The following is a 25,911-nucleotide window of genomic DNA, read 5'->3' as shown; positions in this document are numbered from 1 at the left end:
CCGCCGCGTGTTTGCGGCTGTAGTCGGTACAGGTAGCGCTCCGGTCGACGTCGCCGACCGCGCGGGCCGAACCGTCATCACCAGAACCGGTGTCAACTCGCGTCACAGCTGCATCGCACAAAGGCGATCCCGTCGTTGCTGACCGGTTTGCTGCGAACCCGCCAGCGGGTACCTGGGGACCATGCCCACCGTGTCCCGCACCTTCACCGTGAGTCCGCCGCCGCCGGTCGTCGTCGACTACCTCAAGGATTTCGCGCACGCCGAGCAGTGGGACCCCGGCACCCGGCGCTGCGAGCGCATCGACAGCGGCCCGGTCGCCGAAGGCGCTTACTGGCACAACGTCTCCAAGATCTTCGGCCGCACCGCCGAGCTGACCTACACGCTCGACGAACTCACCGAGCACAAGGTCGTCTTCGTCGGCGAGAACGGCTCATCCACCTCGGTCGACACCATCATCGTCGAGCCCGAAGGTCCGGGGTCGGTGATCACCTACGAGGCGGAGCTGCAGATGCACGGCACCGCGCGGCTGCTCAACCCGGTGATGAAGTTGGCGTTCGAGAAGATGGCCGGCGAAACGGAGAAGCAGCTCGTCGCTGTGCTCAACGGGCTGGATCAGCGGGGCGGGGCCAGTCGGTAGATCGCATCGGCGGCGTCGTCGGTGATGTAGACCGCGCCGTCCGGGCCGACGACCGCCGCGACGGGCCTGCCCCACCGCGACCCGTTCTCGCCCTGGAAGCCGCCGACCAGCGTCTGCTGGTTCTCGAGGCGGCCGTCTCGCCAGGGATAGAACGACACCTCGGGTTCGCGCGGCGGCTGGCGATTCCACGAGCCGTGCACCCCGATCAGCGCGCCCTGCGCATACGGCGCGGGCAGGGCGCCGTCGACGAAGCTCAGCCCCAGCGGCGCCGAGTGCGCTCCCATGCTCTGCTCGACGGGCGGCAGCGCCGCACAGTCCATCTCGGCGCCGTCCGGATTCGTCTGGATGTCCCGGATGAACGGGAGATCGGCAGGTCCACCGTCGGGATTGCAATAGGGCCAACCCAATTCGCGGCCCGGCGTGAGTCTGGCGATCTGTTCGCGGGGGTGCTCGCCGACGTAGGCGGGATCGACCTGGCCGGTGCTCGGGTCGGCCACGTTGTCACGGCCGTTGTTCGCCGTCCACACGGAACCGTCGGGTGCGACGGCCAGGCCCGTGCCGTTGCGCACCCCGGTCGCGAACGGCGCAGCGGGTCCGCCGCCGGGCGGCACCCGCATGATGGTGGCCCGGGGCGGGGTGGCCGTGCGGTCGTCGGCCGAGACGTTGCCGGTGGATCCGATCGAGAAGTACACCGCGCCGTCCGGTCCCACCGCCACGCTCTTGAGGGCGTGCGAGTACGCGCCGCGCAGATCGGGACTCTTGGCGTCGGGTAACTCACCCGCGATCGTGCGCGGGTTGGTCGCCCTTCCGTCCGCGTAGTCGTACGCGTCGATCTGGTCGCTCTGGGCGACGTACAGCGTCGAGCCCACCATGGCCAGGCCGTGCGGCTGGTCCAGCCCGTCGAGCAGCACCGCCTGCGTCGCCCCGCCACCATCCGGGGTGAACCGCAGCACCGTGCCCGCGCTCGGGACCGAGACCAGCAGCGTCCCGTCTGGGGCCCACTGCGCCAGCCGGGGCCGCGGGGTCCGCGCCCAGACCGACAGCTGCCACCCCGTCGGCACCCGGACCTGGCGCGGCTGGTCGAACGGCGCCTCTGTCATCCCGACCGGCACGACGACGTCGACGGTGCTCGTCCCCGTTGCGGGCGGTGCCGAGGTCGCCGTCACCGACGACGACGGGGCGGCCGACGACGACGGCGCGGGTTCTGACGCGGAGCTGCATCCGGCGACGAGTGTGGCCGTGACGAGCAGCGCGCCGACGTGGCTAGGCAGCGGCGAGACCGGCATGCATCTCCCAGACGAGAATCTCGGCGGCGTCTGTCGCGGTGACGCGCTGACCACCGGAATCGGTGAATCGCACGGCGTCACCTTCGTGCAGCGGTCCCGCACCTTCGAGCACGACCTCGCCGCGGGGCACGAACAGGTGCAGGTAGGGCGCGTCGGGCAGTTCCACGCTCTGTCCCGGCTGCAGCCGCGCGCCGTGCAGCGCGGCGTACCGGTTGGAGATCGTGATCGCCGCGGCGTCGCTGTGCTCGGGCATGCCCGACGCGATGGTCACGAGGCCGCCGCTCAGCAGCTCGTCGTCGATCTCGAGCTGCTGGTAGCCCGGGGTGATGCCCGATTCGTCGGGGACGACCCACATCTGCACGAAATGCACTGGCTCTGAATGCGATTGCTCGCCGGTCAGAGTCCACGAGTCGTTCTTCTCGGAGTGCATGATGCCTCGTCCCGCCGACATGCGCTGCGCCAGGCCGGGGTAGATGACGCCCGAGTGGCCAGTGGAGTCCTGGTGCACCAACGAGCCGCGCAGCACCCAGGTGACGATTTCCATGTCGCGGTGCGGGTGGGTGTCAAAGCCGCTGCCGGGCGTGACGATGTCGTCGTTGTTGACCAGGAGTAACCCGTGGTGGGTGTTGTCGGGGTCGTAGTGCCCGCCGAACGAGAACGAGTGCTTGGAGTCCAGCCAGGCGATCTTCGTGGCGGCGCGGTCGGCGGCACGGCGGATGTCGACGGCGCTGGGGGTGGTGCTCATGGGAATCACTCCTTGAAGAGTCCTGGCCAGCCTAGGTGGCTGCTCTGAGTCCGACAACATGCATGACATATCATGTATTCCGTAGAGTGGGGTGATGGAGTGGCTGACCCCGGAGCAGCAGCGCATCTGGCGTGACTATCTCGCGATGGCCAGCCGATTGCAGACCGCGATGCACCGTCAGCTGCAATCCGACTGCGAGCTCTCGCTCTCGGACTACGACGTGCTGGTCGCGCTGTCCGAACGCGGGCCGTTACGCATCACCGAGCTCGGAGAGCTGATCGGGTGGGAGCAGAGCCGGCTCTCGCATCAACTGCGGCGGATGCGCGGGCGCGGCCTCGTGGAACGTCACGGCGACGACGACGACCGCCGGGCGGCCACCGTCGAGATCACCGCCGAGGGCCGATCGGCGCTCGACGTCGCCGCGCCGGGTCACGTCGACCTGGTGCGCACCGTCGTGTTCGAGGGGCTCTCGCCCGCCCAGCAGCGCGCGTTCGGGGCCGCGATCGGCCGGGTGCTCGAGCGCCTTCCGCGCTGAGCTACTCCTCGGCCTCCTCGACGAAGGCCCGCAACCGGTCGATGCGGCGGTCCCACCGGCGCGACAGCGTCGCCAGGAGATCCTGTGCCTCGGCCAGCGACGTGGTCTGCACCGTCCAGATGCGTTCCCGTCCGCGCTTCTCGCTGCGCACCACCCCGGCTGATTCCAGCAGCGCGAGGTGCTTGGTCGCTGCCTGCCGCGTCACCGGAACCGCCTGCGTCACCGTCGACGTCGACGACGGTCCCGTATCGCAGAGCCAGATGACCATGCGCAGCCGGTGAGGATCGCCGAGTGCATCGAACAGCGGCGCGGCGCTGGCGAGGCTCACGCCCACTGCGGAGCCGCTAGGTACTGCCCGATGAGGCGCAGCTGTGTGGCCCAGCCGCCGCTGTTGTCGGCGAAGGCCGCGGAACGCCGCGATTCGGGGAGGGCGTCGAAACCCGACTCCACGATCTCCAGCAGAACGCCGCCGTCGGTCTCGGTGAGGGTGAACTCCACCAGCGTGGTGAGGTGATCGAACTCGGGCTCGGGCAGTGGGTTCCACCGGAACGCGAAATAGCGTGGCGGCTCGACCGTCACCACGTGCAGCGGGAACGCCATGCCGGCGAAATCTTTCTGCTGTGCGGCGACCTCATCGTCGACCGCGGTCGGTGTCATCACCCCGGTCACGGTCTCGCCGGCGACGAACGGGCCCTGAACCGTCATCCCGAACCAGGTGCCGAACTCTCCGGAATCGCTGATCGCTCGCCACACCCGGTCCAGCGGGGCGCGCAGCAGGGCACTCTTCTCGATGCGATCTGTCATGACATGCAACCTCCTAGTTGCCTATCACGGTAGATCACTCGAGGGACAAGAGCAACCTTTTGGTTGCTTTTCCTAGATGGTCGCCGGCAGACCGAACCGCTCGAACAGCGATATCTCCATGAACGCCACCACGTGGCAGATCCCGGTGGTGCGGGCGTCGAGCACGTGCAGCTGGAACGCCTCGTGCACACCGGTCTGCGGGTTGCGCATGTACAGCGCCGCGACCGGCTGACCGTTGGCCGTCGTGCGCAGGAACCGCATGTCGCCGGGCCCCTCGGCGGGGCAGTGGAACTTCGACAGCGCAATGATCGAGGCCGGGCCGTCGTACCAGCCGTCGAACGGCGGCATCTCCCATACGGCGTCGGCGGTGAACAGCTCCACCAGCCGGTCGATGTCATAGGTCTCGAACGCCGAGATGTAGCGATCCAGCAGGTCGGCCGTCTGCGGCGAGTCCGGGGGCAGCGCCGCGTCGTCACGCGCGGGGGCGACCTCGTCGAGCTGCGCGCGGGCGCGCTGCAACAAACTGTTGACCGCCGCGGTCGACACCCCGATCGCGTCGGCGACCTCGGCGGCCCGCCACTGCAGCACCTCACGCAGCACCAGGACCGCGCGCTGGCGGGCGGGCAGGTGCTGCAACGCCGCGATGAACGCCAACCGCACCGATTCGCGGGATTCTGCAATCACCGACGGATCGGACGGATCGGCCCTGGGCTCGTCCGGAAGCGGCTCGAGCCAGGTGATCTCATGACGTTCGTGCAGCTCACCGAGCGGATCGGACGCCGGCTGGCCCAACCCGCTGGGCAGCGGCCGGCGGTTGCGACCCTCCAAGGCGGTCAGGCAGGTGTTGGTCGCGATGCGGTACAGCCAGGTGCGCACCGACGACTTGCCTTCGAACCCCTTGTAGGCCTTCCACGCCCGCAGATACGTCTCCTGGACCAGGTCCTCGGCGTCGTGCAGCGAGCCGGTCATCCGGTAGCAGTGCGCGAGCAGTTCCCGCCGGTACCGCTGGGCGTCGGCGAGGAAGGCGTTCTCGGCGCTGCTGTCATCGAGTGCCAACACGGTCACGGTGCCCGAGCTTAATGAGTGCCACCGACGAAGTCAGCCATGCTGGGCTGCCGGTCCTCCGGGCGCTCGTTACTCTGCCGTGCATGCCCGTGACGCGAACCGAACGCAGCTTCGACGGAGTCGGCGGCGTGCGCGTCGTCTACGACACGTGGACGCCGGACCAGACTCCGCGCGGTGTGGTGATCATCGCCCACGGCTACGCCGAGCACGCCCGCCGCTACGACCACGTGGCCGCCCGCTTCGGCGAAGCAGGGCTGCTGACCTACGCCCTGGACCACCGCGGACACGGCCGCTCCGGCGGCAAGCGGGTACTGCTGCACGACATCTCCGAGTACACCGCCGACTTCCACACGCTGGTCGGGATCGCCGGCACCGAGCATCCCGGCCTGCCTCGCATCGTGCTGGGCCACAGCATGGGCGGCGGGATCGTGTTCACCTACGGTGTCGAGCATCCCGATGACTACACCGCGATGGTGCTCTCCGGCCCCGCCGTTGCGGCTCAGTCCGTGCTGCCCGCGGCCAAGGTCGCCGCGGCCAAGCTGCTGGGCCGGATCGCGCCCGGGCTGCCGTTGGAGAAGCTGCCCGCCGACGCGGTGTCGCGCGACCCCGAGGTCGTCGCCGCCTACGAGGCCGACCCGCTGGTCCACCACGGCCGGTTGCCCGCCGGCATCGGCCGCGCGTTGATCCTCGTCGGCGAGACGATGCCCCGCCGGGCCGCGGCGATCACCGCGCCGCTGCTCGTGGTGCACGGCGACGCCGACCGCCTCATTCCGGTGCAGGGCAGCAGGACGCTGATCGAGTGCGTGGACTCGGCCGACGTGCACCTCAAGGAGTACCCAGGGCTGTACCACGAGGTGTTCAACGAGCCGGAGAAGGCGCTGGTGCTCGACGACGTGACGTCGTGGATCGAGTCGCAGCTGTGAAGCGGGTGATCGCCCTCCTGCTGGGCGTGATGCTGCTGGGTGCGCCGGCGTGCTCGTCGAAGTCCGACGCTCCCCCGCCGGCGTGGGTCGACGAGGACGTGTCGTTCGACGCCGACGGGCTGACGATCTACGGCACCTACCGGCACCGCAGCGGTGACGAACGCGGACCCGCGGCACTGCTGATCTCGGAGAGCGGTAACACCGACCGCAACGGCGACAACCAGGTCGCCGGCCCCATCGGCAACATGCGGCAGCTGGCCGAGCTGCTCTCCGAACGCGGCGTGGCGACGCTGCGCTACGACAAGGTCGGCACCGGCAGGACCGGGATCGGCCGGTACAAGGATCATCCCGACGACGTCGTCAGCTCCGTCTACACGACCGGCGCCAAGGCGGCGCTGCGGTTCCTCGCCGGACGATCCGACGCCGATCCGGGCAAGCTGTCGGTGTACGGGCTGGGGGAGGGCAGCATCCACGCGCTGACGCTGGCCGGGGACACCGCGCCCGACGCGCCGAAGGTGCACTCGCTGGGGTTGCTGCAGCCGCTGCCGGGGCGCTACCTCGACATCATCAGCACCCGCGTCGCGGCAGGCGGTTCGCCCGAGACGGTGGCCGCGTGGAAGGCCGCCGTGGCGCAGATCCGCGCGCAGGGGACGGTGCCGGCCACACTGCCCGACGGGCTGAATGCGATTGCCAACCCGGGCAACATCAAAGCGGTCATCGACGCCGACCGGATCGATCCCCTGGCACTGGCCGCCGCGGTGCCCGCAGGGACCCCGGTGCTGCTCACCTGCTCGGATTCGGACAACCAAGCCAACTGTGCCAACGCAAAACCGCTGATCGATGCGCTCAGCCGCACCGCGCTGACGGTCACCGAACTCAAGGGCGTCAACCACGTGCTGCGCGACGACCCGACCGACAACATCGCCAACTACGCGAAGAAGGATCCGCTGTCACCGCAGCTGGTGTCCGCGCTCGACAGCTTCGCCGCGCGCTAGCTGTGGATGAAAACGGTTGTGGGGATGGGCGATACTGGTCAGCGATGACATGTCTGCCGTCCGGCCTAGGTTTCTCGGCATGAGTACCGACGAGAAGATGCTGTCCCGGATCGCGGCGCTGCTGCGCCAGGCCGAGGGCACCGACAACGCCCACGAGGCCGAGGCGTTCATGGCCGCCGCGCAGCGTTTGGCCACCGCCACGTCGATCGACCTGGCGGTCGCACGCTCGCACAGCGCCGAGCGCACCGCGGCGCAGACCCCCGTGCAGCGGACGATCACGATCGGCGAAACCGGGGCGCGGGGGCTGCGCACCTACGTGCAGTTGTTCGTCGTGATCGCCGCGGCCAACGACGTCAAGTGCGATATCGCCTCGAACTCGACGTTCGTCTACGCCTACGGGTTCGCCGAGGACATCGACGCCACCCATGCGCTCTACACCAGCCTGGTGCTGCAGATGGTGCGCGCGTCCAAGGACTACATCGCCTCGGGTGCGCACCGCCCGACGCCGACGATCACCGCGCGCATCAACTTCCAGCTGGCGTTCGGGGCGCGGGTGGGGCAGCGGCTGGCCGAGGCGCGCGAGCAAGCGCAGCAGGAGGCCACCCGAGGCCCGGAGAGCAACCCGGGCACCGCGATCGCGTTGCGAGACAAGGACCTCGAGCTCAAGGACTACTACCGGCAGTCGTCGCGGGCGCGCGGCACCTGGCGGGCCACCAGCGCGACGGCGGGTTATTCGTCGGCGGCGCGCCGCGCCGGTGACCGTGCGGGGCGTCGCGCCCGGCTGGGCGGGGAGACGGAGCTGGCGGGAGCGCGCACGGCGCTGGAGAGGTGAGCCGGGACACCCAGCGCGCGAAAGTCTATGCCGCAGAACAGTTCGTGCGGACGATGTTCGATCGGGCGGCTGAGCGCAACACCCGGGTGGTCGACTTCTTCGGAACGCAGCTGACGTTGCCGCCGGAGGCGCGGTTCGCGTCCGTGGAATCAGTGCAGGCCTACGTCGACGATGTGCTGTCGCTGCCCGCGGTCCGCGCGGCGTGGCCGGACGCCGGGGCGCTGCGGGTGCGTTCCCGCCGCGGGGCGACGGCGGCGCACTTCGAACGGATCGATGATGTCGCCACCATCGCGGTGCCCGACAACGGAAGCCGTTGGGCACTACGGGAATTGGTGGTGCTGCACGAGATCGCTCACCATCTGTGCGACGTCGAGCCCGCGCACGGCCCGGAGTTCGTCGCGACGTTGCGCGACCTGGCCGCGGCGGTGATGGGTCCGGAGGTGGCCCACGTGCTACAGGTGGTCGGAGCCAGCGAGGGGGTCCGGGGCTGACCGGAACGGGAGTAGGTTCGCAGGCGTGACGGAACCGGATTGGGTGTCTCTCGACGAACTGTTCGCCGACCTGCTGCACAGCGAGGACGACGTGCTGCGCGCGGCGCGCGAGGCGGGGGTTGCGGCGGGGATGCCTGCCATCGAGGTGTCCCCGCAGCACGCGCGCCTGCTGTCGCTGTGGGCGCAGGTCGCCCAAGCCCGAAGTGTGCTCGAGATCGGCACGCTCGCGGGCTACAGCACGATCGCGTTGGCGCGGGCCGTCGGCGCCGACGGCTCGGTCGTCAGCCTGGAATTCGAGGCCGCGCACGCCGAGGTGGCGCGGGCCAACCTGGAACGCGCAGGCGTGGCAGACCGCGTGGAGGTGATCGTCGGCGCGGCGCTGGACACGCTGCCGACACTGACCGACCGGGCGCCGTTCGACCTCGTCTTCATCGACGCCGACAAGGAGAACAACGTCGCCTACGTCGAGTGGGCGATGCGGCTCGGCCGGCCCGGCACCGTGATCATCGTCGACAACATCGCCCGATCCGGCCGAGTGCTCGACCCCCGACCCGACGACGCCCAGGCCCGCGCCGTGCGGGACATGCTGACAATGATGGGCGAGCACCCGCGGTTGCAGACCGCCGCGATCCAGACGGTCGGCACCAAGGGCTGGGACGGCTTCGCCGTCGCGGTGATGACCTAGCCCCAGCGCGCCTCGTCCATGACGGTGCCCCGGTGCATCACCCGATCGCCGACGACCCCGTCGTGGTCGGCCTTGTGCATCACGCACCGGTTGTCCCAGATCACCACGTCGTACGGACGCCACGCATGCCGAAACACGTTGTCCGGCTGGGTCGAATGCGTGAGTAGCTCATCGATCAGCGCGGCGGCGTCCTCCGGCGCCATCCCGCTCACCGCGCGGCAGCGCTCCCGCGTCGACAGGTACAGCGCGGTCCGGCCCGTCAACGGGTGACGCAACGCCAGCGGGTGCCTCGCCTCCGTCTCGGCGTCCTCGTCGAGATCCAGGCCCGTGACGACGTGGGTGACCACCCGGCTGCGGATCTGCGCCTGCAGCTGGCGCGGCAGCGTCGCGTAGGCGGTGTACTGGTTGGTGAACAGCGTTTGCCCACCGCGCTCGGGGACCGTCACCGCGCGCAACGCCGTGTAGGCGGGCGGGGTGCGCAGATAGCTGGTGTCGACGTGGAACGACGAGCGCGGCGGACGAGTGCGCCCGACGTTCGTGATGACATTGAGCGCCGGGGCCGCCGGCACCGGCGTCTCACCGGTCGTGAACGCCAGGGTGCCGAAGCTCTCGAGGAACTGGGTGAAGGCATCGTCGTCGACATGCTGATCGGGCAGCACCAAGACGCCGTGCACGGCCAGCAGGGCCCGCAGATGCGAGACCATCGTGGGGTTCAACCGCCCCACCGTCACCCCGCGCACCTGCGCGCCGACCGGATCGCGGGTGCTCACTTCGAGACTCATGCCGCCGCGATCCTCGCCTCGCCGCACAACGTGTCGAACAGGTCGAGCACCGAATAACCGTGTGCAGCAGCCATCTTCGCGATCACGCTCGACGGCGCGAACGAACAGTACGGACCCGCCTCCAGAAACCACGGCTGCCCGTCGGGGTCGATGCGGAAGTCGAAGAGCCCGTAGTGCCGGCAGCCCAGCGCCGCGAAGCACGTACGCGCCGCGTCGAACACCGCCGCCTCGACCGGATCACCGGGCGCCACGATCCACGCCCGTCCCCCGTCGCCCGCCGTCAACCGCAGCTCGCCGCCGCTGGAGCGGCCCAGCTTGTCCGCAGGCAACCGGATCGGGGCGTCGAGGGCGTACTCCTCCAGCGGCAGACACACCAGCCGACCGTCGATATCGAGGACACCGCAGCGAACTTCGCGTCCGAGGGGGATGAAGGTCTCGGCCAGCACGTCGGCGCTGTGCGCGGCGGCCGCGGCGACGGCGGTGGCCAGCTCGCCGCGCTCGGTCACCAGGGACACCCCGACCGAGTTGTCGGAGCGCGCGGGCTTGACGACGAGCGGCAGCGGCAGGTCCACCTGGTCCGGACCGGTCACGACCCGCCCCTCGGGCACCGCGACGCCGCGGGCCGCGACGAGGGCGCGGGCGATGGCCTTGTCGGCGGTGTTGGCCATCACTGCGGCGGTGTTGCCGACGAAAGGAAGGCCCAGCACGTCGAGCAGGGCGCGATAAGAGGTCATGCCGGGCAGGCAGAACATCTGCGGCAGCACCACATCGGGCCGCATCTCGGCGAGCCGTGCGATGCCGACTGTCGGTGGCAGCGGTTCCGCGGCGGCCAGGCTGCCGGCATCCAGGGCATCGGGGAACTGCCAGCTGCCACTGGGCGCGACATATGCGAAGCGAACGTCGTGCCTCGCCGACAGTGCCTCGGCGCTGGCGCGCGCGTACAGCCGCGACAGTTCGGCGTGGAACTCGTCGACGGGCGAACCGACCAGCTGAACGATGCTGCGGCGCATGTCAATCCCCGCCGTTCTCGACGAGCTTGCCGATGTTGAAGTCGATACGGCTCCACCCGCGGCGCTGTCGCAGGTTGCTGACGAGCAGTGCCGGGATCTGCAGGTGGTACACGCACAGGTACGGGAGCGGATCCCACGCCGCGAAGATCGCGTCGCGGCCGCGGGCGATCACTCGCATGCGGCGCAGCCGGTCGGGACCGCGCAGCAGCCGCCACAGTTCGTGATAGATCCAGTAGGTCGGCGTCGAGTCGGGCAGCGGCGTGATCGTCGGATGCCCGTCGGTCAGATACGCGTGCGCCACGTCGGGATGGTCGTGGAACATCGTGATCGCGCTGTGGGTACGTGGATTGCATTCGATGGCGTAGGGCCGGCCGTCGGGGCCCTCGATGAAATCGAACGAGATCTGGCCGCTGACACCGGTCGACGCCGCGAAGTGCTCGACCCAGGAACGGATCTGCGGCTTCTCGACGTACCGGTAGTTCAGCTGAACCGCCGACGACTCACAGCAGCCGTACACGGTGACGACGCCGTCGCGTAGCGTCGAGTGCGTGCAGTACTCCTGGCCCTCCACGTACTCCTGCAGGAGCCAGGGATCACTGGGTGAGATGTCGAGCGAGCGGGCGAATTCAGTGTTGAGGTCTGGTGTCTCGCGACGCAGTCGGGTCAGGTCGGTACGGCCGATGGGGTTGTAGGCGAGGCGTTTGAGCACGTAGGACCGGCCGGGTACGAAGTCGAACCGGGCAACCTCGCTCGCGTCGGTGATCAGCTGGGATTCAGGCACCGACAGGTCCAGCGAGGCGCACAGCGTGCTGAAGTCCCGCTTGTCGTCCAGTGTCGCGATCAGCGCGGCCGAGCCGTGCAGCACCTGACAGCGATCGCCGACGAGTTCCTGCACGGCCGCCTCGGGCACACTGGCCGCCGGGCTGGACACCGGCACGAAGACGTCCACACCCTCACCAATGATGATGTCCGCCAACGCCTGCGGATAGCGCGAATCGGTCGGCTCGGGGGTGCAGTGGAAGGCGTCGACCGCGCGGGAGAAGCGATGTCCGGTGAGGCGGTACTTGGCCGACTCGGCGAGCACCACCCGGTGCCCGGCCAGATGGAATGCGCGCGTTAGGTGCAGGGCCTTGGTCATCTTGCCGCCGCTGACGAGCACCGTGCGCCGGGTGTCGGCGGTGCGGGTCGTCGGGCGGGGAGCGCGGCGGGCCAGCGCGCCGGCGGTGATCGCGAGGTCGACGGGCAGGGTAGCGGCCAGTCCGGCGAGGACGGAGAGGGTGCGGGCGGCGTCACGTGGTCGGGCGTGACGCCGCACCGCACCCGCCGGGGCGGCCCGGTCTGTGGGGTGCGTGGCGAGGGTCATCTCTGCATCACCATCAGGGAAGGGGGCGGATCAGGGTGAGCCCGTCGCGCACGGGGATCAGCACCTGCTCGGTCCGCGGGTCGGCGGTCAGCGCCCGATTGAATTCGGCGATGGCCGAACCGTTCTCGGTGGTCGTGTCGGTCCACGGTTGGCCCTGCATCAACGTGTTGTCGACGGCGATCACCGCGTCGGGGGCCAGCAGCGAGGAGTCCAGCAGCAGGTCGAGATACTCCTGGTAGCCGCCCTTGTCGGCGTCGATGAACACGAAGTCGAACGATTCCTCCCCGGCGGCAGCCAGTCGGCGCACCGTGTCGAGCGCCGGGCCGAGCTCGATGCGGATGCGGTGCCCGACGTCGGACCGGTCGAACCCCGCACGCGCCACTGCGGCTGCCTCGGCGTCGATCTCGCACGCCACCACGGTGCCGACATCGGGCAGCGCCTCGGCCATCGCCAACGCGGAATACCCGGTGAACATGCCGATCTCGAGAACCCGCACCGCCGAGGACATCCGAACCAGGAACTTCAGCAGCTGAGCCTCGACGTGGCCGGAGAGCATCTCCTGCTCCAGGCCGTCGCGCCACGGCTGGGCGCGTGTGGCGCGGGCCAGCTCGGCCAGCGCCGGCGACTCCCCGCTGGTGGCTGCGGCCACGTAGGGGTCCAGTCCGGCCGCCAGGTCACGCACACTCGAAAGACGTGCCAAGACAGCATGATCCAGAGTGTCACTCAACTCCGCGCACAGCTCGGTGAGCTGCGCGGCGAGTATCGAGGTCGGTGTGACCGGCCGGGGTGCGGCGACCGTGTCAGGCATCGATGGTGGCGTAGGTGAAGGCATCGACGCCGTCCCCTCCGCGGTCGAACTCCGCGCATAGCTTCTTGTGCAGCGTGAGCGTGTCGACGAGTTCGTCGACGGTCACGTCGTTGAGGAAGCGGCAGGTGCCGATCGGGTCGGGGACCGCGGCCCGCAGGATGCCGTCGCGCGTGCGCAGGATCGCCGCAGTCGCCGTCTCGAGCAGCTCGGGCGTCAGGTACGGCGAATCCAGCGACAACCCGAGCGCGCTCATCGTCGTCAGCACGCGGTCGCGATCACCGGCGGTGAGCAGCCCGCGCCGCTCGGCGAGCGTCACCGACAGCGCCATGTCGATGTTGATGGCGTGACCGTGGAAGAACGGCGTCGGTGGGGTCAGCTCCAGCGTGGGACTCCACGTGTGCCCGAACGCGATCACGCGGTCGAGGTCGATCTCGTGCAGGTTGGGTGCCTCGAGCTCCAGCATCGTGGCGATCGCCTCGTAGGTCAGCCGGTGCGCGACCGCACGCAGCCGCTCGTCGCCACCGAGGTGGCCGAAGCGTGTGGAGAGCAGTTCGGGGCCGAAACGTTCCAGCATGTCGAAGATCTCGGCGTTGCCGACCACCGAGATCTTGATCAGCTCGGCCATCCCGTTGCGGATCTGGTCCTCGGGCAGCGTCTTGAGGAAGGAGAAGTCCAGGAACACCTGCCGCGACGCGTGGTAGGCACCGAGCCGGTTCTTGTGGTGCCCGTGGTTGACCGCGACCTTGATCGACACGCTGGCATCGATCAGGCCGATGAGTGTGGTCGGGATGCGCAGGTAAGGCGTGTTGCGTCGGTAGCTTGCGCACGCGAAACCTGCGACGTCGGTGGTCAATCCGCCACCGACGACCAGCACCGGCTCGGTGCGCACCAGGCCGAATTCGTCGAACGCGGTGACGATGCGCTCGAACGTCTCCAGGGACTTCGCGGTTTCGTGGATGTGCACGCCGATGACCGTCAATGCGATCCCGTAGTGGGCGAAGTAGGCGTCGATGCTGTCGCGGTAGAGGTCGTAGACCACCTCGTCGATCACCATCAGGGTGCGGCCGTAGGGCAGGTAGGCCTCGGCCAGCTCGCGATTGGCCACGTCGAAGACGCCGTCGACGTAGGTCAGGTCATACGCGATGCGCTCGTAGCCTTCGACGTGGAAGTTGCGCTCCGAGGCCGTGACTCGGGCGGTGAGGTCGCTCATGGAAGGTGTCCGTTCGGGTGCTCAGGCGGCGGCCAGGGAGACGACGCGGTCGGCGTCGAGCTGGTCGGCGGTGTCGGTGGCGTCGGCGAACTCGGCGCCGGAGGTGTTGGCGTTGGGGAAGGCGATGCAGCGCAGCCCGGCGGCGCGGGCGGCCCGCACGCCGCCGACGTTGTCCTCGATGGCGACGGCGTCGGCGGAGTCGAGACCGAGCCAGTCCAGCGCCAGAACGTAGGCCGCGGGTGCGGGCTTCTTCTCCTCGACGTGGTCGTCGTAGACGATGACGTCGAACGTGGACGCGTCGACCTGGGGATCGAGGGCGGCCAGCAGCGCGTCGACATTGGCTTTGGAGGTCGTGGTGACGAACCCGAGCTTGTGTCCGGCGGCCTTCGCGTGCTCGATGGTCTCGCGGACCCCGGGTCGCAGGATCAGCGTGACCTCACCCAGAAGCTGCTGAAACAGTTGCGATTTGGTGGCGTGCACGGCGGCGGCGTCGACGTCCTCGCCGCGTTCGGCCGCGAAGTCGGCGATGCGCTGGGCGCCGCCGTTGCCGCCGAGCATGCTGCGGTAGTCGTCCTGCGACCAGTTCCAGTCGAGGCCGTGCTGGGCGAACGCGTCGTTGAAGGCCTGGCGCTGCAGCTCGGAGGTGTCGGCGAGTGTGCTGATCGATCCGAAAAGAATGGCGGGCATGGGAATTCCCTTCTCAGAATGAGATTTTCGAGCGTGACTCCTCGGGCGCCGGGTGCTGGACGCGGATCGGAGGAAAAGCTGTCGATTGACCGTTTCTGGATCTACAGTTCATTAGTACACAGGCAAGTCACTAATGAAAACCCCGTTCATCGATTCAGATTCTGACGCGTTGGTGACACACCCAGAAGGGAAGGTGCCACCGTGCCCAGCAGTGCGGACACACCGGTAGAGGACGCGCGGGTGGCCCGCACACGTAGCGATGTCTCGCGCGCGGCGCTGGAGGTGCTGAGGTCCGACGGCTTCGACGAGCTCACCCATGCCCGCGTGGCCGAGCGGGCCGGCTACTCGAAGACCACGTTGTACGCGCACTGGCCGTCGCGGCTCGACCTGCTGCGGTTGGCCCTCGACGCGCTCGGCTGCTTGCCTCACCCGCGGCCCACCGGCGACCTGCGCGCCGACCTGGTCGCCGAGCTGACAGCGTTCCGCGGCTCCCTGGCCGATCTGCGGCTGGACCGGGTGTTGTGCGGACTGGCCGACGGAGGAGCGGGTGCCGGCGCTGGGCCGTTGCGCGACCGCATCACCGCCGAGGCTCAGCGGGGGCTGCGGGCGCTTCTGGCGCAGCGTTTCGCCGGAGCGCGGCTGGACGCGGCGCTGTCGATGCTCACCGGGGTAGTGGCCTGCCCATCGCTGATGGGCGGCATGACCCCCGATGACGCCGCGCTGGCCGGCGCGGTGGACATGCTGCTCGGAACGGGTGAAGACTCCGTGCGGTGACGGGCTATCTGGGATATCGGGCGGGCGACGCCGACACCGCGTGGGGCGAGTTCTTCGATTCCCGGATGAGTCCTCTGCCCGGCCACGTCGTCGACGCGCTGCACCACGGTGCCCAGGCGGCCCCGCTGCTGCTCGACTTCGACGGTGTAGCAGAGCTTTTCGACGAGGGGTATCACGCGACGGAGACCGGGTACGGATGGTCGCGCGCGGGCGAAGCGCGCGTGGCGGTCCGCACCGACATGTTCGGGGTGACCCCGGCGATGTGGGACTGGTGGTTCGGCTGGCACGGCAGCGATGGCCGTCGCTACAAGCTGTGGCACCCGCGTGCGCATGTGTCCGCGCGCTGGGCCGACGGGGGCGGCGACGGCAGCTACATCGGCCGGACGTCGCTCGTCGAGGAGTACCTCGGGTCGGCGTTCACCCGGGCGGCGATCCGCTTCGTCGCCCCCGAGGACCTGGGTGTGCCCGTCGATGTGTCGACGGCGACGGTGTGCGCGCGGCTCGGCTCGGCCGATCTTCCCGTCGACATCGGCTGGCTGGTCCATCAGGTGCGGCCGACGGGCAACGGTGCCGAGATGCGGTCACGGTTCTGGCTGGGCGGCCCACATGTACAGTTCCGGCGCCCGATTCCCTTGGCCGGCAGGCTCATTCGACCGATAGCTGGACTGCAATTACCCGACCCGCGCGATCTGCTGGTGCACTGTGCGCAGGAGATGAACCACCTCGCCGGCTTCCTGCCCGCCCTGTACCGCCGATTCAGCTGAGCCGGCGCGGGTACTCCGCGCCGGTGTGGACAGTGAGCAGACGGATTCCCGCGCCCGCCGACTCGGTGTGGCAGCTTCTGGTCGACCTCGACGCCTGGCCGGTCTGGGGACCGACTGTCGCTGGTGCCGAATTGGACCGCGGCGGCTTCGAACTCGGCGCGACCGGCCGGGTGTGGACACCCGTGGGCGTTCCGTTGCCCTTCACCATCACCGAACTGGATCCGGGTCGGACGTGGGCGTGGCGGGTGGCCGGTGTGCCGGCGACCCGCCACGGCGTCGAACCGGCCGCGGGCGGGTGCCGAGCCTGGATGAGTGCACCCGTGTGGGCGCCCGCCTACCTCCCGGTGCTCGCTGTGGGTCTGCGCCGGATCGGAGACATGGCGGTTGATTTCGGCGCGGACGGGTAATCATCCCGCCGTCGGGTCACAGCTGCGCGAGGAGAACATCATGATCGGAACAATCATCGGCGCGATCATCGTCGGGTTGATCGTCGGCGTGCTTGCGCGGCTGGTCATGCCGGGCAAGCAGAACATCGGCGTCATCATGACCATCGTGCTGGGTGCACTCGGCTCGTTCCTGGGCTCCTGGGTGACCTACAACGTGGCGGGCTACTCGAACTCCAACGGCGGCTTCGCGATCATCCCGTTCCTGGTCGGCATCATCGTCGCCGTCGTGCTGATCGCGGCCTACCTCGGCATCACCGGCAAGCGCAGCACCGGACCCCGCGTCTAGATGGCAGTCACCGAAACGCGCGAGACCGTCATCGAAGCGTCTCCCGCAGAGATCCTGGATGTGCTCTACGACCTCGAGTCGCTGACCGAATGGTCCTCGACGCACCAGAAAGTCGAGATCCTCGAGCGTGACGAGGAGGGTCGGCCGAAACGGTCCCGGCAGGTGGTCAAGATCGTCGGGGTCAGCGACGAGCAGGTGCTCGACTACTCGGTGCATGACGACGGGGTCAGCTGGACGCTGGTCAGTTCCCAGCAGCAGCGTGCACAGGAGGGCCGCTACACGCTGACCCCCGATGGTGACCGCACCCGGGTGATGTTCGAGCTCACCGTCGACCCCACCGTGCCTCTGCCGGGATTCCTGATCAAACGAGGCGCCAAGGGTCTGATGGAGACCGCCACCGACGGACTGCGTAAGAGGGTGCTCGCCGTCAAAGGCGGGTGAAGATTTTTCGGAGCGCCACGACGCACACATCCTGCGCCATCGATCGCGATGGCGTCGGGAGTGCGCCACAATCTCCGCCCCGGCCGGCAGATCGTGATCATGCGCGTGATAGCCGCGACCGAACTGCTTGCGGGAGGGTGGGTGCGGCTTTAGCGTGAGCCGCACCACATGACCCTCACCCCCACAAGGACCCGCATGGACCGCAACGGTGGCGATGTCGTCGTCGAGACGTTGACGGGACTCGGTGTGTCCCACGTGTTCGGGATTCCCGGACAGAACGCTCTCGGGTTGTTCGACGCCATCCGCCGGAGCGGACTGACCTTCGTCAGCTCCCGGGTCGAGAACAACTCGGCGTTCGGCGCCGACGGCTACGCCCGCGCCACCGGTGACGTCGGAGTCCTGTTCCTGTCGACCGGACCTGGGGCCCTGACCGCGCTCGGTGCGCTGCAGGAGGCGTACGCGACCGGGGTGCCCGTGCTGGTGATCGCGAGCCAGGTGCCCCGGGCGGCCATGGGTCTGCGCCGTGGTGCCCTCCACCAACTCGACGATCAGGCGCGCAGCGCGCGCAACGTCACGAAAAGCACTGCAGTGGCCATGAACTCGGCACAGCTGCCGAGTCTGCTGGCGGACGCCTGGTCGCTGGCGCAGTCGGCGCCCGCCGGACCGACGTGGGTCGAGATCCCGCAGGACGTGCTGCTCGACACGGCCGCCGTGCCGCCGGTGACCTCGGTGGTCACCTCCGTCGCCACCCGGGCTCCCCGGGAGGACGTGGTCGCAGAGGCTGCGGCGCTGCTGGACGCTGCGCATCGACCCGTGATCCTCGCCGGGGGAGGGGTCCGCCGCTCGCCGGGCGGCCCGCAGGCACTGGTCGCCCTCGCCGAACTGCTGGATGCGCCGGTGGTGTCGACCGTCGGCGGCAAGGGTGCGATCGGTTTCGACCACCCCCTGTCCGCCGGCTCGTGGATCGAGGACCGCCACACCACCGACCTGCTGGCCGGTGCCGACGTGCTGCTGGCGGTCGGGACCGCGATGGGCGAGGTGACGAGCAACTACTGGAGCCTGCAGCCGTCGGGCACGATCGTCCACGTCGATGCCGAGGCGCGCGTGCTGGGGGCCAATCACCCGGCGTTGGCTGTGCACGCCGACGCCGCCCGAGCCCTGACCGCGATCGCGGGGCTGGTGACACCTCGTCGGGCGACGGCGGGCGCCGGCATCGCCGCGGCTCTGCGGGCGGCCGTCGAGGACCGTCTCGCCAGCCAGGACGTGGGTGACGAACTGGCGTTGATGCGTGCCCTCAGATCCGCGACTCCCGCTGCCGCGCAGACATTTTGGGATATGACGATCGCCGCGTACTGGGCGTGGTCGGCGTGGGATCCGCGCGACGGGCAGTTCCACTCCGCCCAGGGTGCCGGGGGCCTGGGCTTCGCCTTCCCTGCCGCGCTGGCGGCCGCGATCGGCACCGGGCAGCGGACGCTGGCCGTGTCCGGCGATGGCGGGGCGATGTACTCGATCGCCGAACTGGCCACCGCGCGTCAGCACGATGCGGACGTCACCTGGTTGATCGTCGACGACGGCGGCTACGGAATCCTGCGCGAATACATGACCGAGGAGTTCGGCCAGGCCACTGCCACCGAACTGGCTCGCCCCGACTTCGCTGCGCTCTCAACCAGTTTCGGTGTTCCCGCGCACACGGCCACCCTGGCCGACGTCGGCGACGTCGTGGCCCGCACCTTCGACACCCGCGGCCCCGTCGTCGTCATCCTTCCCGCAACGCTGCGGATGTTCGCAGCCACCTAGGAGGTCACCATGGGCAAGCCGCTCGACATCGCGATCATCGTCGTCTACCTCCTCGCCATGCTGGCATTCGGCTTCTGGGGCAAGACCAGGACCAAGGATTCGGCCGACTTCCTCGTCGCCGGACGGCGTCTGGGCCCCACCCTCTACACGGGCACGATGGCCGCGGTGGTGCTCGGCGGCGCATCCACCGTCGGTGGCGTCGGCCTCGGCTACAAGTGGGGTCTGTCGGGCATGTGGCTGGTCGTCGCGATCGCCGTCGGACTCCTGGCGCTGAGCCTGCTGTTCGCCGGTCGCATCCAACGGCTCAAGGTGTACACCGTCGCGCAGATGCTGCGGCTGCGCTACGACGTCGATGCGACATCGGCGTCCGGCATCGTGATGGCCGCCTACACATTGATGCTGTCGGTGACGTCGACGATCGCCTACGCGACGGTGTTCAACGTGTTGTTTGGAACCGATCGCACGATCTCGGTCCTGATCGGCGGCCTCACCGTGATGCTCTACTCGTCGATCGGCGGCATGTGGTCGATCACGCTGACCGACATGGTGCAGTTCGTCCTCAAGACCATCGGCATCTTCGCCCTGCTGTTGCCGTTCACGCTCAGCAAGGCAGGTGGCTTCGCCGGCATCCGGGAGCGCGCAGGTGACGCGGCATTCGATCTCGGTCACATCGGATTGCCCACCATCATCACGTTTTTTGTGGTCTACAGCTTCGGCATGCTCATCGGCCAGGACATCTGGCAGCGGGTCTTCACCGCCCGCTCGCCGCAGGTCGCGAAGTGGGGTGGCACCACGGCGGCGCTCTACTGCGTGCTGTACGGGATCGCGGGTGCGCTGATCGGGACGGCGGCCTCGACCTTCCTGCCCGACGTGGAAACCTCCGACGACGTGTACGCCCAGATCGCGGAAACCATTCTGCCCGTGGGCATCAGCGGCCTCGTGCTGGCCGCGGCAGTGGCGGCGATGATGTCGACGGCCTCGGGTGCGTTGATCGCCACCGCCACCGTGGCCCGCACCGATGTCACCCCGCTGCTGGCGCGGATTGTCGGCCGCCCCGTGAAGACCGCCCCCGACGCAGAGCGGGACGTGCACTCCGACCGGCGCTACGTGGTGGCCCTGGGCATCGTGGTGATCGTGATCGCGGCGCTGCTCGACGACGTGGTGGCCGCCCTGACCATCGCCTACGACATCCTGGTCGGCGGACTGCTGGTCGCCATCCTCGGCGGATTCCTGTGGCGGCGGGCGACCGGCACCGGCGCGCTGTGGTCCATGGCGGTGGGCACCGTCGTCACTCTCGGCACGATGGCCGTGGTCGGTGACGTGTTGGCCAACGAGCCGATCTACTACGGCCTCGCCGCGAGCCTCGTCGTGTACGTCGTCGCCAGCCTCGCCACCCCGAAGACCGCGCCGGAGGTGCTGGCCGAGTGGGATGCCCGGCTGGCAGGCGACGAGCGGACGGACGCCGCGAAAACGGGTTCGCACTAATTTCGCGAAAGCGCATGCGCAAGCGCTTGCCTTCGTCTTAGGCTCCCGTCCAACCGCGGCGCGTCGGGCGCCGCCCGGGGACGAGGGAGTCCACATGGTCGGCACCGTTGGCAGGCGCAAGGGCGCGACGTTCGCGATCGGATCGGTGCTGATGGCCGGTTCACTGGTGCTGGGCGTGACGGGGTGTAGCGGCGGCTCCGGATCGGACAGCGTCAAGGTCGGCCTGATCACCAAGACCGACTCCAACCCCTACTTCGTCAAGCTGCGCGAAGCCGCACAGGCGCAGGCCGACAAGGACGGCGCCCAGTTGGTGGCGCTCGCCGGAGCCTTCGACGGCGACAACGAAGGCCAGGTCACCGCGATCGAGAACATGGTCGGCCAGGGCGTCAAAGGCATTCTGATCACGCCGAACTCGTCGACCGGCGTGCTCGACGCGATCAAGCGGGCCCGCGACGCGGGCGTCATCGTCATCGCGCTCGACACCGCCACCGACCCCGAGGACGCCGTCGACGCCACGTTCGCCACCGACAACAAGGCCGCTGGCGTCAGCCAGGGCAAGTGGGTCAAGGCGGCCATCGGCTCCGCCGCCCCGCAGGTCGTGATGCTCGACGGCACCCCCGGCGGCACCGTCGACACGTTCCGCCACGACGGCTTCCTCGAAGGCTTCGGCATCACGAACAACTCGCCGGAGATCGTCGGCCAGGAGAACACCAACGGCGATCAGACCAAGGCGCAGACCGCGATGGAGAACATCCTGCAGCGCGCGCCGCAGATCAACGCGCTCTACACGATCAACGAGCCGGCCGCCGCCGGCGCCTACCAGGCCATCCAGTCGGCCGGCCGGGCCGCGCAGATCACCATCGGCTCGATCGACGGCAGCTGCACCGGTGTGGCCGACGTCAAGGCCGGCAAGATCGGTGCGACGGTGATGCAGTTCCCGGCGAAGATGGCCGAGCTCGGCGTGCAGGCAGTCGTCAAGTTCGCCAAGGACGGCACCAAGCCCAGCGGCTTCAACGACACCGGTTCCGAACTCATCACCGACAAGCCCATGCCGGGCCTGCCGTCGAAGGACACCGCCTGGGGTGAGCAGAACTGCTGGGGTACCGCCGGGTCATGACGAGCGGCGTTGCACCACAGACGAAGCCGTCGCTGTCGAGTCGGCTGAGCGTATCGAACCTCCTGCGTGAACCCCTGCTGGGCCCGCTGGTCGCTCTCGTGCTGGCGATCATCATCTTCAGCGTCATCTCCGACTCGTTCCTCGAGCCGCAGAACGTGTCGCTGATCCTGCAGCAGTCGGTGGTCGTGGGCATCCTGGCGGTCGGGCAGACGCTGATCATCCTGACCTCCGGAATCGACCTGTCGATCGGGGCGGTCGCCGTCTTCGGCACCATCGTGATGGCCCAGAGTGCCGGCGCGAACGGGCCGGTCGTCGCCCTGGGCTCCACGCTGCTGGTGTGCGTGGTGTTCGGCGCGCTCAACGGCGGGCTCGTCACCGCCCTGCGATTGCCTCCGTTCATCGTCACCCTCGGAACGTTCACCGCGATCCAGGCCGCCACCAGGTTGCTGGCCGGCTCGGAGACCTACCGGGTGACGCCGGGTCCGCTGACGTTCCTGGGCACGTCGTTCCGGATCGGGACGTTCTCGACGACGTTCGGTGTCGTCGCGATGCTGCTGGTCTATCTCGTGACGTGGTACGCGCTATCCCAAACCGCTTGGGGCAAGCACGTGTACGCGGTCGGCGGCAACCCGCAGGCATCCGATCTGTCCGGCATCAAGTCCGGCCGGGTGCTGCTGTCGGTGTACGTCACCACGGGCGTGATCGCCGCGATCGCGGCGTGGGCGGCGCTCGGACGCATCCCCAACGCCGACCCGAACGCCTACCAGAACGCCAACCTCGAGACCATCACCGCGGTGGTCATCGGCGGGACCAGCCTGTTCGGCGGTCGCGGTGGCGTGGGCGGCACCCTGGTCGGCACGCTGATCGTCGGCGTGCTGCGCAACGGGCTCACCCAGGCCGGCGTCGACAACCTCTATCAGAACATCGCCACCGGAGTCCTGGTGATCGTCGCGGTGGCTCTGGACCAGTTCACCCGCAGGAGGTCACGGTGACCACCACGACGAACCCAGCTCTGGAAGCGCACGGCCTGGTCAAGAAGTACGGGAACGTGACCGCGATCAACGGCGCCGACTTCGAGCTGCGCGCCGGGGAGGTGCTCGCCGTCATCGGCGACAACGGTGCGGGCAAGAGCAGTCTGATCAAAGCGCTTGCGGGCGCGGTGATTCCGGACTCCGGTCAGATCCTGATGAACGGCCAACCGGTGTCGTTCAAGAACACCCGCGACGCGCGGGCCGCCGGGATCGAAACGGTGTACCAGGACCTCGCGGTGGTGCCGGCCCTCGACATCGCCTCCAACCTGTACCTAGGCCGAGAGGTCCGGCGAAAAGGCATCGCGGGCAGCGTCTTCCGTCGCCTCGACATGCCGCGGATGCGACAGGACGCCTCCCAGCACCTGTCCGATCTGAAGATCGGTATCAAGGCGGTCAGCCAGGCCGTCGAGACGCTGTCCGGCGGGCAGCGCCAAGGTGTCGCGGTGGCCCGTGCGGCGGCTTTCGGACGCGGTGTGATCATCATGGACGAGCCGACCGCCGCGCTCGGTGTGCGGGAGTCGGGTCAGGTGATCGACCTGATCAAATCCATTCGGGACCGAGGCATTCCGGTGGTGCTCATCAGCCACGACATGCCGCACGTCTTCGAAGTGGCGGACCGTATCCACATCCACCGGCTGGGTCAGCGCGCCGGCGTCGTCGACCCGAAGCAGCGGTCGATGTCCGAGGTGGTGGCATTGATGACCGGCGCGGAGGAGCCGACCGATGAGGAACGCGCCGGCCTCTGAACCGCGGGGGGTCTTCGTCGGCCTGGCGACCCTCGACGTCATCCACCGCATCGCCGAGCCACCCGCAGCGAACCAGAAAATCACCGCGGCAGCGCAATTCGTCGCAGCCGGCGGCCCTGCCGCCAATGCGGCGGTGACGTTCGCCGCGCTCGGCGGCGACGCGGTGCTCGTCACCGCGCTGGGTACCGACCCGGTGGCCGACCTCGTCCGCAGCGACCTGGTGGCACACGGTGTCGAGGTGATCGACGCGGCGGCCGGCACGGTACGGCCCGTTCCGGTGTCCAGCGTGTCGGTAGTGGAAGCGACCGGGGACCGGTCGGTGGTTTCCCTGGACGCCGTGGCCTCCGATGCCGCGGCACCGGCTGCCCTCGACGACCTCGTCGCCGGTGCCGACGTCGTCCTCGTCGACGGGCACCACCCCGTCATCGGGGTGGCCGCGGCGCGCTCGGCCGCCGCGGCGCAGGTGCCGTGCGTCGTCGACGCGGGCCGCTGGAAACCGGTGATGAGTGATCTCGTCGCGCACGCGCCGGACATGGTGTGCTCCGGCGACTTTCGCACCCCCGGCGCCGACAGCGCCGAGGCCACCGCCGCCGCGCTCCTCGGCAACGGTGTGCCCACCGTCGTGATCACCGGCGGTGCGGCTCCGGTCCGGTGGTGGTCGAACGGCGAATCCGGCAGCGTCACCGTGCCTGCGGTCGAGGTGCGCGACACCCTGGGTGCCGGAGACGCATTCCACGGCGCATACTGCTACTTCGGTGCGGCCGGTGCAGTCCGCCTGACCGAGCGCATCGAGGCCGCGGCGCGGATCGCCGCGCTGCGGTGCTCGGTGATCGGACCGCGGGCCTGGCTGGCCGAACTCCCTCACGATCGAAGGCGGCAACGGTGACCATCGAGCAGGACGTCGACAGGGCCACCCTCGAGCAGCTGATCGGCTGGGCGCGGGCGCTGGTCACGCCCGGCACGCGGCGCATCCTCGGGCTCACCGGCGCGCCGGGAGCCGGAAAGTCCACCGTTGCAGAGCAACTCGTCGACGCGCTCGGACCGGCCGATGCGGTGCTCGTGCCGATGGACGGCTTCCACCTGGCCAACGAGGTGCTGCTCGACCTGGGTCGGCGGGACCGCAAGGGCGCACACGACACCTTCGACGACGACGGGTACGCGCGGCTGCTGGCCGCGCTGCGTGCGCAGCGCGACGGGGATGCCGTCATCTATGCCCCGCGGTTCCGGCGCGAGATCGAGGAACCGATCGGCTCGTCGATCCCGGTGCACGCGTCGATCCCGCTGGTGGTCACCGAGGGCAACTACCTGCTGCTGGACTCCGGTGCCTGGCCGGCCGCGCGCGCCTGCGTCGACGAGGTGTGGTTCCTGGCCCCCGACACCGGGATTCGGCACGAGCGGCTGGTACGCCGGCACGAGGCGTTCGGGAAGTCGCCGGAGGACGCCGAGTTCTGGGCGTTGGGATCCGACGAACGCAACGCGCAGCTGATCGAGTCGACAGCGGCGCGGGCCGATCGCGTTCTGCGGTTGCCATGACCACGATGGGCGATGTCGCGCGCATGGCCGGGGTCTCCGCGTCCACGGTCTCGCACGTGATCAACGGCACCCGCCGGGTCGACACCCGCACGCGCCTGCGGGTCGAGACGGCAATCGCCGAGACAGGCTACCGGCGCAACGGCGTGGCGCGCTCGCTGGCGGCCGGGCGCACCCACACAGTCGGACTGTCGATCTCGGCGTTGACCAACCCGTACTTCGGCAACCTCGTACACGCGGTCGAGACAGCGCTCTCGGAAGCGGGTTACGTCCTGATCGTCGGCGATTCCCACGACAACGCGGAATCCGAGAAGCGGGTCACCGACTCCCTGCTGGACCGGCAGGCCGACGGGATGATCGTCGCGCCCGCGGCCGGCTCGGAACGCACGACGCTGCCGGCGATCGTGCGCACCGGCACGCCGCTGGTTCTCATCGACCGCGCCGTCGACATCGACTGCGATCAGGTCGGGCCCGAGAACGTCGAGTCAGCGCGCGCCCTCACCGAGCACCTGATCGAGCACGGGCACCGCCGGGTCGCCGTGGTGCGCGGTATCGCCGGAATCTCCTCGACCGTCGAGAGATTCGACGGGTACGCCGCCGCGCTGGCCGCGCACGGCATCCCCCTCGACCCCGCCC

31 protein-coding genes are annotated in these 25,911 nt (G+C 69.2%); 20 read left to right on the top strand and 11 right to left on the bottom strand.

Annotation, left to right across the window (positions count from 1 at the left end; all coding sequences use genetic code 11):
• Positions 1-181 precede the first annotated feature (181 nt).
• Positions 182-637 (top strand): SRPBCC family protein, encoded by a 456-nt coding sequence (locus PGN37_RS04400; RefSeq protein ID WP_335329816.1) that lies wholly within the window; start codon positions 182-184, stop codon positions 635-637.
• Here the strand turns inward: PGN37_RS04400 and PGN37_RS04395 are convergent.
• Positions 613-1,923, bottom strand: a complete 1,311-nt coding sequence (locus tag PGN37_RS04395) for a PQQ-dependent sugar dehydrogenase (RefSeq protein WP_335329815.1) — start codon at positions 1,921-1,923, stop codon at positions 613-615. The genes PGN37_RS04400 and PGN37_RS04395 overlap by 25 nt on opposite strands.
• A complete protein-coding gene (locus PGN37_RS04390) occupies positions 1,901-2,668 on the bottom strand; it encodes a pirin family protein (RefSeq protein WP_335329814.1) in 768 nt (255 codons plus the stop codon). The genes PGN37_RS04395 and PGN37_RS04390 overlap by 23 nt, the downstream gene beginning before the upstream one ends.
• A gap of 94 nt (positions 2,669-2,762) precedes the next feature.
• On the opposite strand from PGN37_RS04390, the gene PGN37_RS04385 reads away from it, so the two are divergent.
• Positions 2,763-3,203, top strand: coding sequence for a MarR family winged helix-turn-helix transcriptional regulator (locus PGN37_RS04385; RefSeq protein ID WP_335329813.1), 441 nt, complete (start codon positions 2,763-2,765; stop codon positions 3,201-3,203).
• Between the two features lies 1 nt (position 3,204).
• On the opposite strand, the gene PGN37_RS04380 is transcribed toward PGN37_RS04385, so the two are convergent.
• The 3 genes from PGN37_RS04380 to PGN37_RS04370 form a co-directional block, all read right to left on the bottom strand.
• Positions 3,205-3,537 (bottom strand): ArsR/SmtB family transcription factor, encoded by a 333-nt coding sequence (locus tag PGN37_RS04380; protein ID WP_335329812.1) that lies wholly within the window; start codon positions 3,535-3,537, stop codon positions 3,205-3,207.
• Positions 3,528-4,007: an SRPBCC family protein gene (locus PGN37_RS04375; protein ID WP_335329811.1), complete on the bottom strand. Its 480-nt coding sequence runs from the start codon at positions 4,005-4,007 to the stop codon at positions 3,528-3,530. Before PGN37_RS04375 ends, PGN37_RS04380 begins: the two co-directional genes overlap by 10 nt.
• A gap of 72 nt (positions 4,008-4,079) precedes the next feature.
• Positions 4,080-5,072, bottom strand: a complete 993-nt coding sequence (locus PGN37_RS04370) for a sigma-70 family RNA polymerase sigma factor (protein WP_335329810.1) — start codon at positions 5,070-5,072, stop codon at positions 4,080-4,082.
• 83 nt (positions 5,073-5,155) lie between these two features.
• Between PGN37_RS04370 and PGN37_RS04365 the strand changes: the two genes are divergently transcribed.
• From PGN37_RS04365 to PGN37_RS04345, 5 genes are all read left to right on the top strand, one after another.
• Positions 5,156-5,995 (top strand): alpha/beta hydrolase, encoded by an 840-nt coding sequence (locus PGN37_RS04365; protein WP_335329809.1) that lies wholly within the window; start codon positions 5,156-5,158, stop codon positions 5,993-5,995.
• Positions 5,996-6,024: 29 nt separating this feature from the next.
• Entirely contained in the window at positions 6,025-6,990 is a 966-nt protein-coding gene (locus PGN37_RS04360) for a hypothetical protein (protein ID WP_335330079.1), read from the top strand.
• A 79-nt stretch (positions 6,991-7,069) separates the two neighbouring features.
• Entirely contained in the window at positions 7,070-7,822 is a 753-nt protein-coding gene (locus PGN37_RS04355; RefSeq protein WP_335329808.1) for a DUF2786 domain-containing protein, read from the top strand.
• On the top strand, positions 7,819-8,313 hold the full coding sequence (locus PGN37_RS04350; RefSeq protein ID WP_335329807.1) for a TIGR04338 family metallohydrolase: 495 nt from the start codon (positions 7,819-7,821) through the stop codon (positions 8,311-8,313). Before PGN37_RS04355 ends, PGN37_RS04350 begins: the two co-directional genes overlap by 4 nt.
• Before the next feature lie 25 nt (positions 8,314-8,338).
• A complete protein-coding gene (locus PGN37_RS04345; RefSeq protein WP_335329806.1) occupies positions 8,339-8,998 on the top strand; it encodes an O-methyltransferase in 660 nt (219 codons plus the stop codon).
• Here the strand turns inward: PGN37_RS04345 and PGN37_RS04340 are convergent.
• Genes PGN37_RS04340 through PGN37_RS04315 form a run of 6 tightly spaced genes read right to left on the bottom strand, consistent with a single transcriptional unit; the run spans position 8,995 to position 14,858 of the window.
• A complete protein-coding gene (locus tag PGN37_RS04340; protein ID WP_335329805.1) occupies positions 8,995-9,780 on the bottom strand; it encodes a TauD/TfdA dioxygenase family protein in 786 nt (261 codons plus the stop codon). The genes PGN37_RS04345 and PGN37_RS04340 overlap by 4 nt on opposite strands.
• Positions 9,777-10,790, bottom strand: coding sequence for a D-alanine--D-alanine ligase family protein (locus tag PGN37_RS04335; RefSeq protein WP_335329804.1), 1,014 nt, complete (start codon positions 10,788-10,790; stop codon positions 9,777-9,779). Before PGN37_RS04335 ends, PGN37_RS04340 begins: the two co-directional genes overlap by 4 nt.
• 1 nt (position 10,791) lies before the next feature.
• A complete protein-coding gene (locus PGN37_RS04330) occupies positions 10,792-12,153 on the bottom strand; it encodes an ATP-grasp enzyme (RefSeq protein ID WP_335329803.1) in 1,362 nt (453 codons plus the stop codon).
• Between the two features lie 13 nt (positions 12,154-12,166).
• Entirely contained in the window at positions 12,167-12,961 is a 795-nt protein-coding gene (locus PGN37_RS04325) for an O-methyltransferase (protein WP_335329802.1), read from the bottom strand.
• On the bottom strand, positions 12,954-14,171 hold the full coding sequence (locus PGN37_RS04320) for a sedoheptulose 7-phosphate cyclase (RefSeq protein WP_335329801.1): 1,218 nt from the start codon (positions 14,169-14,171) through the stop codon (positions 12,954-12,956). Before PGN37_RS04320 ends, PGN37_RS04325 begins: the two co-directional genes overlap by 8 nt.
• Before the next feature lie 21 nt (positions 14,172-14,192).
• Positions 14,193-14,858 (bottom strand): HAD-IA family hydrolase, encoded by a 666-nt coding sequence (locus tag PGN37_RS04315; RefSeq protein WP_335329800.1) that lies wholly within the window; start codon positions 14,856-14,858, stop codon positions 14,193-14,195.
• Positions 14,859-15,059: 201 nt separating this feature from the next.
• Here PGN37_RS04315 and PGN37_RS04310 point away from each other — a divergent pair, with 201 nt between their 5' ends.
• The 13 genes from PGN37_RS04310 to PGN37_RS04250 all read left to right on the top strand — a co-directional run.
• The gene (locus tag PGN37_RS04310) at positions 15,060-15,632 is read left to right on the top strand and encodes a TetR/AcrR family transcriptional regulator (protein ID WP_335329799.1); all 573 of its coding nucleotides are present in this window, start codon (positions 15,060-15,062) and stop codon (positions 15,630-15,632) included.
• On the top strand, positions 15,629-16,396 hold the full coding sequence (locus PGN37_RS04305) for a DAPG hydrolase family protein (RefSeq protein WP_335329798.1): 768 nt from the start codon (positions 15,629-15,631) through the stop codon (positions 16,394-16,396). The genes PGN37_RS04310 and PGN37_RS04305 overlap by 4 nt, the downstream gene beginning before the upstream one ends.
• 23 nt (positions 16,397-16,419) lie before the next feature.
• The gene (locus tag PGN37_RS04300) at positions 16,420-16,803 is read left to right on the top strand and encodes an SRPBCC family protein (RefSeq protein ID WP_335329797.1); all 384 of its coding nucleotides are present in this window, start codon (positions 16,420-16,422) and stop codon (positions 16,801-16,803) included.
• Positions 16,804-16,843: 40 nt separating this feature from the next.
• The gene (locus tag PGN37_RS04295; protein WP_335329796.1) at positions 16,844-17,128 is read left to right on the top strand and encodes a GlsB/YeaQ/YmgE family stress response membrane protein; all 285 of its coding nucleotides are present in this window, start codon (positions 16,844-16,846) and stop codon (positions 17,126-17,128) included.
• On the top strand, positions 17,129-17,569 hold the full coding sequence (locus PGN37_RS04290; RefSeq protein WP_335329795.1) for an SRPBCC family protein: 441 nt from the start codon (positions 17,129-17,131) through the stop codon (positions 17,567-17,569).
• A gap of 195 nt (positions 17,570-17,764) precedes the next feature.
• Positions 17,765-19,366 (top strand): thiamine pyrophosphate-binding protein, encoded by a 1,602-nt coding sequence (locus PGN37_RS04285; RefSeq protein WP_335329794.1) that lies wholly within the window; start codon positions 17,765-17,767, stop codon positions 19,364-19,366.
• A gap of 9 nt (positions 19,367-19,375) precedes the next feature.
• On the top strand, positions 19,376-20,851 hold the full coding sequence (locus PGN37_RS04280) for a sodium:solute symporter (RefSeq protein ID WP_335329793.1): 1,476 nt from the start codon (positions 19,376-19,378) through the stop codon (positions 20,849-20,851).
• A 94-nt stretch (positions 20,852-20,945) separates the two neighbouring features.
• Complete coding sequence (locus PGN37_RS04275; protein ID WP_335329792.1) at positions 20,946-21,968, top strand: substrate-binding domain-containing protein; 1,023 nt, start codon at positions 20,946-20,948, stop codon at positions 21,966-21,968.
• A complete protein-coding gene (locus PGN37_RS04270; protein WP_335329791.1) occupies positions 21,965-22,960 on the top strand; it encodes an ABC transporter permease in 996 nt (331 codons plus the stop codon). The genes PGN37_RS04275 and PGN37_RS04270 overlap by 4 nt, the downstream gene beginning before the upstream one ends.
• Positions 22,957-23,745, top strand: coding sequence for an ATP-binding cassette domain-containing protein (locus PGN37_RS04265; RefSeq protein ID WP_335329790.1), 789 nt, complete (start codon positions 22,957-22,959; stop codon positions 23,743-23,745). Before PGN37_RS04270 ends, PGN37_RS04265 begins: the two co-directional genes overlap by 4 nt.
• Complete coding sequence (locus PGN37_RS04260) at positions 23,723-24,631, top strand: PfkB family carbohydrate kinase (RefSeq protein WP_335329789.1); 909 nt, start codon at positions 23,723-23,725, stop codon at positions 24,629-24,631. The genes PGN37_RS04265 and PGN37_RS04260 overlap by 23 nt, the downstream gene beginning before the upstream one ends.
• Positions 24,628-25,278, top strand: a complete 651-nt coding sequence (locus PGN37_RS04255; RefSeq protein ID WP_335329788.1) for a nucleoside/nucleotide kinase family protein — start codon at positions 24,628-24,630, stop codon at positions 25,276-25,278. The genes PGN37_RS04260 and PGN37_RS04255 overlap by 4 nt, the downstream gene beginning before the upstream one ends.
• Before the next feature lie 5 nt (positions 25,279-25,283).
• A partial coding sequence (locus PGN37_RS04250) for a LacI family DNA-binding transcriptional regulator (protein ID WP_335329787.1) occupies positions 25,284-25,911 on the top strand: 628 nt, incomplete at its 3' end.

The sequence above is a fragment of the Mycobacterium kyogaense genome, from assembly GCF_036946525.1.
Taxonomy (GTDB): domain Bacteria; phylum Actinomycetota; class Actinomycetes; order Mycobacteriales; family Mycobacteriaceae; genus Mycobacterium; species Mycobacterium kyogaense_A.
This window is presented reverse-complemented; position numbering and strand designations above follow the sequence as displayed.

What these genes read in the sequence shown, in the direction of transcription:
- PGN37_RS04390 (WP_335329814.1), bottom strand. Translation starts at nt 2,668, where the DNA reads ATGAGCACCACCCCCAGCGCCGTCGACATCCGCCGTGCCGCCGACCGC.
- PGN37_RS04280 (WP_335329793.1), top strand. Translation starts at nt 19,376, where the DNA reads ATGGGCAAGCCGCTCGACATCGCGATCATCGTCGTCTACCTCCTCGCC.
- PGN37_RS04285 (WP_335329794.1), top strand. Translation starts at nt 17,765, where the DNA reads ATGGACCGCAACGGTGGCGATGTCGTCGTCGAGACGTTGACGGGACTC.
- PGN37_RS04330 (WP_335329803.1), bottom strand. Translation starts at nt 12,153, where the DNA reads ATGACCCTCGCCACGCACCCCACAGACCGGGCCGCCCCGGCGGGTGCG.
- PGN37_RS04290 (WP_335329795.1), top strand. Translation starts at nt 17,129, where the DNA reads ATGGCAGTCACCGAAACGCGCGAGACCGTCATCGAAGCGTCTCCCGCA.
- PGN37_RS04365 (WP_335329809.1), top strand. Translation starts at nt 5,156, where the DNA reads ATGCCCGTGACGCGAACCGAACGCAGCTTCGACGGAGTCGGCGGCGTG.
- PGN37_RS04295 (WP_335329796.1), top strand. Translation starts at nt 16,844, where the DNA reads ATGATCGGAACAATCATCGGCGCGATCATCGTCGGGTTGATCGTCGGC.
- PGN37_RS04375 (WP_335329811.1), bottom strand. Translation starts at nt 4,007, where the DNA reads ATGACAGATCGCATCGAGAAGAGTGCCCTGCTGCGCGCCCCGCTGGAC.
- PGN37_RS04260 (WP_335329789.1), top strand. Translation starts at nt 23,723, where the DNA reads ATGAGGAACGCGCCGGCCTCTGAACCGCGGGGGGTCTTCGTCGGCCTG.
- PGN37_RS04325 (WP_335329802.1), bottom strand. Translation starts at nt 12,961, where the DNA reads ATGCCTGACACGGTCGCCGCACCCCGGCCGGTCACACCGACCTCGATA.
- PGN37_RS04340 (WP_335329805.1), bottom strand. Translation starts at nt 9,780, where the DNA reads ATGAGTCTCGAAGTGAGCACCCGCGATCCGGTCGGCGCGCAGGTGCGC.
- PGN37_RS04270 (WP_335329791.1), top strand. Translation starts at nt 21,965, where the DNA reads ATGACGAGCGGCGTTGCACCACAGACGAAGCCGTCGCTGTCGAGTCGG.
- PGN37_RS04275 (WP_335329792.1), top strand. Translation starts at nt 20,946, where the DNA reads ATGGTCGGCACCGTTGGCAGGCGCAAGGGCGCGACGTTCGCGATCGGA.
- PGN37_RS04385 (WP_335329813.1), top strand. Translation starts at nt 2,763, where the DNA reads ATGGAGTGGCTGACCCCGGAGCAGCAGCGCATCTGGCGTGACTATCTC.
- PGN37_RS04320 (WP_335329801.1), bottom strand. Translation starts at nt 14,171, where the DNA reads ATGAGCGACCTCACCGCCCGAGTCACGGCCTCGGAGCGCAACTTCCAC.
- PGN37_RS04360 (WP_335330079.1), top strand. Translation starts at nt 6,025, where the DNA reads ATGCTGCTGGGTGCGCCGGCGTGCTCGTCGAAGTCCGACGCTCCCCCG.
- PGN37_RS04395 (WP_335329815.1), bottom strand. Translation starts at nt 1,923, where the DNA reads ATGCCGGTCTCGCCGCTGCCTAGCCACGTCGGCGCGCTGCTCGTCACG.
- PGN37_RS04335 (WP_335329804.1), bottom strand. Translation starts at nt 10,790, where the DNA reads ATGCGCCGCAGCATCGTTCAGCTGGTCGGTTCGCCCGTCGACGAGTTC.
- PGN37_RS04355 (WP_335329808.1), top strand. Translation starts at nt 7,070, where the DNA reads ATGAGTACCGACGAGAAGATGCTGTCCCGGATCGCGGCGCTGCTGCGC.
- PGN37_RS04400 (WP_335329816.1), top strand. Translation starts at nt 182, where the DNA reads ATGCCCACCGTGTCCCGCACCTTCACCGTGAGTCCGCCGCCGCCGGTC.
- PGN37_RS04315 (WP_335329800.1), bottom strand. Translation starts at nt 14,858, where the DNA reads ATGCCCGCCATTCTTTTCGGATCGATCAGCACACTCGCCGACACCTCC.